Origin of the sequence: Streptomyces sparsogenes subsp. cuspidosporus (assembly GCF_039532705.1) — a bacterium.
Classification (GTDB): domain Bacteria; phylum Actinomycetota; class Actinomycetes; order Streptomycetales; family Streptomycetaceae; genus Streptomyces; species Streptomyces sparsogenes.
The window spans coordinates 26951-35123 of sequence record NZ_BAAASD010000063.1; the positions used below are offsets into that span (position 1 = coordinate 26951).

General features: G+C 70.5%; 7 protein-coding genes and 2 pseudogenes. 5 read left to right on the forward strand and 4 right to left on the reverse strand.

Annotation, left to right across the window (positions count from 1 at the left end):
* Positions 1-144: 144 nt before the first annotated feature.
* Both ABFY07_RS39645 and ABFY07_RS39650 read right to left on the reverse strand, forming a co-directional pair.
* Positions 145-1140 carry a transketolase family protein gene (locus ABFY07_RS39645; RefSeq protein WP_346179118.1) on the reverse strand — a complete coding sequence of 332 codons (996 nt, stop codon included), beginning with the start codon at positions 1138-1140 and terminating at the stop codon, positions 145-147.
* Positions 1137-1997 (reverse strand): transketolase, encoded by an 861-nt coding sequence (locus ABFY07_RS39650; RefSeq protein WP_346179119.1) that lies wholly within the window; start codon positions 1995-1997, stop codon positions 1137-1139. The genes ABFY07_RS39645 and ABFY07_RS39650 overlap by 4 nt, the downstream gene beginning before the upstream one ends.
* A gap of 188 nt (positions 1998-2185) precedes the next feature.
* Here ABFY07_RS39650 and ABFY07_RS39655 point away from each other — a divergent pair, with 188 nt between their 5' ends.
* The 5 genes and pseudogenes from ABFY07_RS39655 to ABFY07_RS39675 form a co-directional block, all read left to right on the forward strand.
* Entirely contained in the window at positions 2186-3286 is a 1101-nt protein-coding gene (locus ABFY07_RS39655; protein WP_346179120.1) for a zinc-dependent alcohol dehydrogenase, read from the forward strand.
* A gap of 58 nt (positions 3287-3344) precedes the next feature.
* On the forward strand, positions 3345-4730 hold the full coding sequence (locus ABFY07_RS39660) for an MFS transporter (protein ID WP_346179121.1): 1386 nt from the start codon (positions 3345-3347) through the stop codon (positions 4728-4730).
* Complete coding sequence (locus ABFY07_RS39665; protein ID WP_346179122.1) at positions 4723-5487, forward strand: SDR family NAD(P)-dependent oxidoreductase; 765 nt, start codon at positions 4723-4725, stop codon at positions 5485-5487. Before ABFY07_RS39660 ends, ABFY07_RS39665 begins: the two co-directional genes overlap by 8 nt.
* A gap of 23 nt (positions 5488-5510) precedes the next feature.
* Positions 5511-6338 carry an SDR family oxidoreductase gene (locus ABFY07_RS39670; protein WP_346179123.1) on the forward strand — a complete coding sequence of 276 codons (828 nt, stop codon included), beginning with the start codon at positions 5511-5513 and terminating at the stop codon, positions 6336-6338.
* A gap of 155 nt (positions 6339-6493) precedes the next feature.
* A pseudogene (locus ABFY07_RS39675) lies at positions 6494-7102 on the forward strand (MFS transporter); the annotation flags it as partial.
* Positions 7103-7222: 120 nt separating this feature from the next.
* On the opposite strand, the gene ABFY07_RS39680 reads toward ABFY07_RS39675, so the two are convergent.
* Positions 7223-7891 (reverse strand): LLM class flavin-dependent oxidoreductase, encoded by a 669-nt coding sequence (locus ABFY07_RS39680; RefSeq protein ID WP_346179125.1) that lies wholly within the window; start codon positions 7889-7891, stop codon positions 7223-7225.
* Positions 7892-8082: 191 nt separating this feature from the next.
* Positions 8083-8173: pseudogene (locus ABFY07_RS39685) on the reverse strand (aldo/keto reductase); the annotation flags it as partial.

Consider the following 8173-nt stretch of genomic DNA (forward strand, 5'->3'; position numbering starts at 1 on the left):
GACGGACACCGCCGACCACTGACACCGACAACAGGCAACAGACACCAGAGCCGGCAAAAGCGGTCTGCCCGCCCCGGGTTTCTTCCGGTGCGGGCAGATCACATGGGGTGGTCGGGCTCTCCCGGACGCTTGTCGTCCGGGCGCCTACCGACTCACGGCATGCAGCAGCTCGCGGGCCTCGGCCTCGACCCCCGCGGCATCCAGCCGGTAGTGCGCGTACAGATGCGTGGGCGGACCGATGAGACTGTACTGATCACGAATTCCGTGGCGATGCAGCCGGACCGGCACGGAGTGCTCGGTGATCAGCTCGGCCACCGCGCCACCGAGGCCGCCGAGCACGTTGTGCTCCTCCACCGTCATCAGCAGCCGGGAGCGTCGCGCGGCCTCGAGCACCGCGGTCTCGTCGAGCGGCTTGACGGTGTGCATGTCGAGCACCCCGACGCTGTACCCGCCCGCGTTGAGCGCGGCCGCGGCCCCCAGGGCGGGGTGGACCATGGAGCCGGTGGCGATGAGCGTGAGGTCGCTTCCGGTACCGTGCGCGACCGCCTTTCCGATCTCCAGGGTGGTGCCGGCCGGGTAGACGTCCGGGTCGCGGCCGCGGCCGATACGGAAGTAGATCGGGCCCGGGTGGTCCACCGAGGCGCGCAGCGCCGCGGCCAGGGCCGCGGTGTCGGCCGGTGCGATCACGGTAAGCCCGGCGATGCTCCGGGTGATGGCGAGGTCCTCGGTCGCGTGGTGGGAGGTCCCGTAGAAGCCCAGGGTGATGCCCGCGTGGTGGCCGATCAGCCGGACGGACTGCCGCGTGTACGCGACGTCGGTGCGGATCTGTTCGCAGGCCAGCAGGGCCATGAAGGACGCGAAGGTGGCGACGTAGGGCCGCAGACCGGTGGTGGCCAGGCCTGCCGCCGCGGACACCATGTGCTGCTCGGAGATCCCGAACTGGACGTACTTGTCGGGGTGCCTGTCCTGGAAGCGCACCAGGCCGTTGGAGTACTTGAGGTCGGCTGTGCCGACGACGACGGGATGGCCCTCGTCGGCGAGGTCGGCGAGGGTGTCGCCGAGGGCCTGGAGGCCCGGAGCCTGTTCCAGCAGGCTCAGCAGATGCCAGGATTCCGGCTGCAGACCGGGCGCGACGCTCACCGCGCCCCCCGCAGTTCGGCCAGGGCGTTGGCCTCGTCCTGCTCGGCCAGCCAGCCGAGATGCCATCCGAAGTCGGACTCCATGTAGGAAATCCCCTTCCCCTTGACGGTGTTGGCGACCACCACGGCCGGGCGGTCGCGGTCCTGGTCCTCGGCGAGCGAGCGAAGCAGGGGCAGCAGGGCCGAGACGTCGTGTCCGTCGACCTCCTGCGCCTGCCATCCGAACGCCCGCCACTTGTCGAGCAGGGGCTCGATACCGGTCACTTTGTCGATGCGGCCGTCGAGCGAGTGGTCATTGCGGTCGACGATGGCGACCAGCCGTCCCAGGCGGTGGTGGGCGGCGCTCAAGGCCGCTTCCCAGACCTGCCCCTCGTGCAGTTCCCCGTCTCCGAGCAGGACGAAGGTGGTGTACGGGCGCTGCTGGAGGCGTCCGCCCAGCGCCATGCCGGTCCCGGCCGACAGGGCGTGGCCGAGCGACCCGGAGCTGAAGTCGATGCCGGGGATACGGGTCATGTCCGGGTGGTCGCCGAAGGCGTTCCCCAGACGGGTGTATTCGTCGAGTTCGGCCGCGTCGAAGAAGTCCCAGTCGGCCAACAGCGGGTACAGCGTGGCCGCCGCGTGCCCCTTGCCGAAGAGAAAACGGTCGCGGTCCGGCCAGTCCGGTTCCCCGCGCCTGAGCCGCATCACCCCGTAGTAGAGCGTGGCCAGGATCTCGGCACAGGAGAAGCCGGACGCGTAGTGGCCGGTCTTGGCGATCGAGATCAGCCGCACGGTTTCCAGGCGGGCGAACAGGGCCCGTTCCTCGATGTGTTTGATCAGTTCACTGTCCACCGGCTCGGCCGGCGTCTGTGCAGTCATTCGGTGTCTCTCCCCATCGGTGAGCCCAGTCGGCGAGCCCGATCGGCGGCGCTGCCGGGGCCGGCCCGCGCCGCCTTCGACAGTGGAAATTACCACCCACTGGACACACTGTCCATGCCATGAGAATGTCTCGGTGGTCGCCGTCACACACCCCGGAAGTGGGTGTTCGCCGAAACCAAGGAGAAGCGATGTCGCCGTCCGACCGTCCCCCGCCCCAGGTCGAGAAGGACTCGCGGGCCCTGGACATTCGCCAGCGTCAGGTGCTTGTCACCGCGCCCCGCCAGGTCGCCCTCGTCGAGCGGGACCTCACCGCTCCCCCGCCCGGCGAGGTCCGCGTCCGGGTCCGCGAAGTGGGCGTATGCGGCAGCGATCTGAAGATGTGGTCGGGCGAGCACGCCGTGCTCAGACCTCCGCTGGTCCTCGGACACGAGGCATGGGGGGTCGTCGAAGAACACGCCGTGGACCCCGATGCCACCGGCTCCGCGCCGCTCCCTCCCGGCACCCCGGTGGTCATCGTCCCTCCGGCCGGCTGCGGCACCTGCCACAACTGCTCACGGGGGCGCGAGCAACTGTGTGCCCGGATGCGGTTCGTCGGCGGCCAGATCGATGGCGCCATGGCCCGGTTCCTGACCGTCCCGCCGCGTCACCTGCTGCGGATCGACCCCCAGGTGCCGGAGCAACTGCGCGTGCTGATCGAACCGCTGGCGGTGGCCGTGCACGCCGTCAGCCGGGCCCGCGTCGGCGCCGACGACCAGGCCCTGGTGATCGGCGCGGGTCCCATCGGCGTCTTCTGCGCGCTCGTGCTCGCCGCTCAGGGCGTCGGCCGGGTGGTGGTGACCGACCGGGACCCGCTCCGGCTCGACCTCGCCCGCCGGCTCGAAGTGCGGCACCGCGTGCGGACGACGACCGCCCGACCGCTTGTCGCGGGCGGGGACCACATCCGTTCCGAGGGGGCCGACGTGGTGTTCGACTGCGTCGGCGCCCAGGCCACCATCGCACAGGCGCTGGCGGAAACCTGCCGTGGCGGCCGAGCCGTCCTGGTGGGCATCAGCCCCGCTGAACTGACCGTCGACGGCGTGGCACTCCAGCGCGGTGAACGCGAGCTCATCGGTGTCCAGATGTACCGGCGAGAGGACTTCACCCGCGCGATGGGCCTACTGACCGAAGGACTCGTCCCGGCCGTCGACGGCCTCAAGCACTCCCGGCCGCTCAGCCAGGCCGCGGAGCTGTTCGACGAGCTCGCCCTGCGGCCGAGCTCGGCTCTGAAGGAATCCCTGCTTCCGGATTGAGAGACACCGGGCCGCGGGATGCCCGCCCCTCTCCCCCTCCGCCCCAAAGGATCCGGCCATGAAGCCTTCCCCCGCCGTCACACCACCCTCCCATATCCCCGCCGACACACCCGGCATTCACGCCGTGGCCTGGGCGACGATGATCGGCACCGCCATCGAGTGGTACGACTTCTTCACCTACGGCATCGCCGCGGCCCTGGTCTTCAACAAGCTCTTCTTCCCCGCCGACACCTCGCCGCTGGTGGGAACGCTGCTCGCGTTCAGCACCTACGCGGTGGGGTTCGCCGCCCGGCCCATCGGCGGCGTCGTCTTCGCGCACTACGGCGACAGGATCGGCCGTAAAACCATGCTCGTGCTCTCGCTGCTGCTCATGGGCGGCAGCACCTTCTGCATCGGGCTGCTTCCCGGCTACCCCACCTGGGGTGTCGCCGCTCCACTGCTTCTGGTCACCCTCCGCGTCGTCCAGGGCTTCGGGGTGGGCGGTGAATGGGGCGCGGCCGCCCTGATGGCGGTCGAGCACGCACCGCCCAACCGCCGTGGGTTCTACGGAAGTTGGCCGCAGATGGGCGTGCCGGCCGGAATGCTCGTCGCCAATCTGGCCTTCCTCGCCCTGTCGGGCGCCATCAGTGACCACGACTTCCGGTCCTGGGGGTGGCGTGTTCCCTTCCTCGCCTCCGCGGTGCTCATCGTGCTCGGGCTCGTCATCCGGCTGCGGGTGAGCGAATCACCGGTGTTCCGCGCGATGAAGGCGGAGGGCCGCATCGAACGGCGGCCGCTGGTCGCCGTGCTCCGTACCCAGCCCAAGAACGTCCTGCGCGCCGCGGGCATGAGGTTCGCCGAGAACAGCACCTTCTACATCCACACCACCTTCGTGCTCACCTACGGCACGACGGTGCTCACCCTGAAACGCGACGACCTGCTCATCGGGGTGATCATCACGGCCGCCCTGGGCTTGATCAGCCTGCCCCTGTGGGGACGGCTGTCCGACCGGGTCGGACGGCGCCCCGTCATGATCTTCGGGTCGGCCCTGCTCGCCGCTCTGTCCTGGCCCTTCTTCTGGGCCCTCGACAGCGGGTCGCTGCCCATCGTCTATCTCGTCACGATCCTGTGTATCAACGTCGGCAACCACGCGGTGTACGCACCGCAACCCGCCTACTTCGCCGAGCTGTTCGAACCCGAGGTCCGCTACAGCGGCGCCTCGCTCGGCTCGCAGGCGGCCAGTGTCTTCGCCGGCGGCCTGTCCCCGCTGATCGCCACCGCCCTGCTGGAGGCGGGCGACGGCTACCACCTCATCGCCCTCTACATGACGGCGATGGCACTGATCACCGTATGCACGGCACTGATCAGCCCCGATCCCTACCGCCAGTCCCTCAAGCAATCTTCCGCACCGAGCAGCCGGACTGCCCGGCCCTCCGACTCCTCCACGGAGCTGTCCCATGGCTGACCCCACCGTTCTCATCACCGGCGCCGCCCAGGGAATCGGGGCCGCCACGGCCCGGATCCTTGCGGAGCGCGGCTGGCGCGTCGTCGTCGCCGACCTCAGGCGGGACGCCGCCCGGGCCCAGGCCGACACCCTCGACGCGGCATCCCCCGTGGCGGGCGGACACCTGGCCGTCGCCGTCGATGTCACCGACGAAGCCGGTGTCACCGCGATGTTCGATGACATCACGACGCGGGCCGGGAGGCTCGACGCACTGGTCAACGGGGCAGGTGTCATCTTCCGGCAAGCGGCCCGGGATGTCGACAGCCGGCAGTGGGCCCATCAGCTCGCGGTCCATCTCACCGGGGCGATGCACTGCGCACGCGGGGCCTACCCCCTGCTGGTCCGCAGCCCTCGGGCCGGTGTGGTCAACATCGCTTCCGTCGGGTCCACCTTCGGGCTCCCCGGCCGGCTCGGCTACGCCACCGCCAAGAGCGGGGTGCTGGGCCTCACCCGGACACTGGCGGCCGAGTGGGGGCCGGAAGGCATCCGGGTCAACGCGGTGGCCCCGGGATACGTGGCCACCGACATGGTGCGCAGTGGCCTGGAGTCGGGAGCACTCGACAAGGAGACGCTGGTGCGGCGCACCCCGATGCGGCGGCTGGCCGAGCCCGCCGAGATCGCCACCTCCATCGCCTTCCTCCTCTCCCCCGACGCCTCCTTCGTGCACGGTGCCACCCTCAGGGTCGACGGGGGCATCACCATCGACGGCACCTTCTGACCGCCACCGGCCGAGGACACCCCATGAGCAACCACCCTTCCAGCCGGCTCGGAGACATGAGCGGGCGCACCGCCGTGGTCAGCGGCGCGAGCAGCGGAATCGGGCTCGCGATCGTACGACGCTTCCTTGAGGCGGGCGCGACCGTGCACGGTCTGGCCCGACGTGGCCATCTGATCGAGGAACGCGCACGGGACGCCGCACCCGAGGCGGACCGGCTGCAACACCACAGTATCGACGTCGGTGACCCCGAGGCGGTACGGGACTGGGCGCGGGGGGTGTCCGGGCCGGTGGACACCCTGGTGTGTGCCGCCGGGACCAACATCCCCGAGCGGCGCCTGGCCCAGCTGACGCCCCCGGCCTGGGACTCCATGCTCGCGACCAATCTCAGCGGGACGTTCTACCTGCTGCACGCCTTGCTCCCGCGGCTCCGCGAGGCCCGCGGCGACGTGGTCGTCCTGTCGAGTGTGGCCGGGGCTTGGCCCGATCACACCGGCCCGGCCTACCAGGCCGCCAAGGCCGGGCTCCTGGGCCTCGCACGAGGTGCCGGCCGGGACGAGTACGGCAACGGCATACGTGTGTGCACCATCCTGCCGGGCATCGTGAACACCCCGATCCTCGACGACCGGCCCGAACCCCCGCCGCATGCGCTTCGCGAACTGTTCGTACAACCACAGGACATCGCCGAGGCATGCCTGGGGGCCCTCACTCTCCCCAAGCGGGCCTGTGTCGCCGAAATGACCATCGTGGCCACTCGGCTGCAGTCCATGGGCAATACCCAGGCGGCCACTCCGACGCTGCCACCAGCGGCACCGGACGAACACCGCTCGCCGGTGGCGCCCGGCCCGTCCTGACGCCTCCGCCCGGAGCCCCGCCCGAACGCGGCTGACCTCGCCCGACGAGGTCGGCCGCGTCCCGTAGGTACGTACGATCCAGCGGTTCGGATAGACGCCCTCGCCCGTGGACCGCTCGGACCCATCAGAGAAGGGACGGCATGTCCACTTCATCAATGCTGCGCGGGGAAGCCCCGGGCGGCACCCCACGGCGACTGGGCTGGACCCTTGTGCTGCTGGCCTTCGCGCAGCTGATCTACTCGCTTGACCTCAACATCGTTTTCGTCGCGCTCCCCGAGATCGGCTCCGGCCTGGGCTTCCGGGTCCAGACCCAGCAACTGGTGGTCAGCGCGTACGTCGTCTTCGCGGGCGGCTGTCTGCTGCTCGGCGGACGCGCGGCGGACCTGCTGGGCCGCCGCCGGATGTTCGTTCTGGCCCTCGCCCTGTATGCCGTCTCCTCGCTGGCGGGCGGCATGGCGGGCAGCCCCGGTGTCATCATCACCGCCCGCGCCATCCAGGGCATCGGCGGCGCACTACTGCTGCCCTCCACCCTCTCCCTGATCAACACCCTCTTCGAGGAAGGCCCCAAGCGGAACCGGGCGCTCGCGGTCTGGGGCGGCGCCGGCGCCAGCGGTCTGACCATCGGCGCACTGCTCGGCGGCGTCCTCACGGAGCAGTTCGGCTGGCCCACCGTCTTCTACGTCAACGTTCCCCTGGCCGGGCTCGTCGCCCTGGCTGCCCTGTTCGTCATCCCGAGCGACCGGCTCGCGGTGAACGCCGCAAGTTCGACTTCCCCGGCTCGCTCAGCGTCACCGCCGACGCCACCCTGCTGGTCTTCGCCCTCGTCGAGGGCCCCGAGCTGGGCTGGGACCACCCGCTCGTGGTCGGGGCCTTCGTGCTCGCCATCATCTCGCTGGCGGCGGACTGCTGGGCGTGCCCGGCGATGGCGATGGGGATGGACCGACCCGTCGGCTTGGGCAGCACCTCCAGCTTGCGCTCGGCCCCAGTCCGATGTCGGGCAGGCTGATGCCCTCGCCGCTCGGGCGATTGGCCCAGGCCGTGCGCAGGATCCCCACGTTCTTGCGGAAGGTGGCACCGCGGGCCTGGAAGTCCGCGTCGAACAAGGGGTACTCGACCGGGCGGTCGCCGCTGGCCAGCCCCAGAATGAAGCGGCCGCCGGAGAGGACGTCGACGGTGGCTGCCGCTTTCGAGACGAGCAGAGGCTGCCTCAGCGGCAGCACAATGGCGGCGGTCCCGAGCACGACCCGCTCGGTGACGGCCGCGAGATGCCCCAGATGCGTGAACGCCTCGAAGACGGAGCCGGCGTCGCCGAACTGCTCGGGATCGTACAAGGGAACATCCCGGACCCACAGGCCGGCGAAGCCCAGGGTGTCGGCGAGGCGCGCCAGTTCGGCGTGGCGGGTCAGGTCAGGGACGCCGAAAGGACGGCCGGCGGCCCGGTCGGCACGCAGGCGCGTGTTGCCCCAGTCATTGTCGAGAGGGAGCTCAAGGCCCAGAGTCGGCAGACCCGCGGGGTTCACGAGCCGCTCCAGGACGATAGGTGTGGGAGACATCGAAGACACCTTTCTACGCCGGCACAGGGCACGGCCGGTGGTGTGAGACGGCGGGTGAAGCAGGCCAGGACCGCAGAACCCGGCGCGGAGAGGAGGCGCGGCGCGTGCGGGCCCGTCCTCCCACCCGCGCGAGCCTGAGGGACCCGTACGGGAGAGTGTGGATCGCTCCCGCACGGGCCGCCCAAGAGTGGCTAGTTGAGGGTGTCCGGGTCGGGACCGGTGCGCAGACCGCGGTCGAGGGCGGCGATCGCGGCCATCTCCTCGTCCGACAGAGTGAAGTCG

What these genes read in the sequence shown, in the direction of transcription:
- ABFY07_RS39650 (WP_346179119.1), bottom strand. Translation starts at nt 1,997, where the DNA reads ATGACTGCACAGACGCCGGCCGAGCCGGTGGACAGTGAACTGATCAAA.
- ABFY07_RS39655 (WP_346179120.1), top strand. Translation starts at nt 2,186, where the DNA reads ATGTCGCCGTCCGACCGTCCCCCGCCCCAGGTCGAGAAGGACTCGCGG.
- ABFY07_RS39660 (WP_346179121.1), top strand. Translation starts at nt 3,345, where the DNA reads ATGAAGCCTTCCCCCGCCGTCACACCACCCTCCCATATCCCCGCCGAC.
- ABFY07_RS39665 (WP_346179122.1), top strand. Translation starts at nt 4,723, where the DNA reads ATGGCTGACCCCACCGTTCTCATCACCGGCGCCGCCCAGGGAATCGGG.
- ABFY07_RS39670 (WP_346179123.1), top strand. Translation starts at nt 5,511, where the DNA reads ATGAGCAACCACCCTTCCAGCCGGCTCGGAGACATGAGCGGGCGCACC.
- ABFY07_RS39680 (WP_346179125.1), bottom strand. Translation starts at nt 7,891, where the DNA reads ATGTCTCCCACACCTATCGTCCTGGAGCGGCTCGTGAACCCCGCGGGT.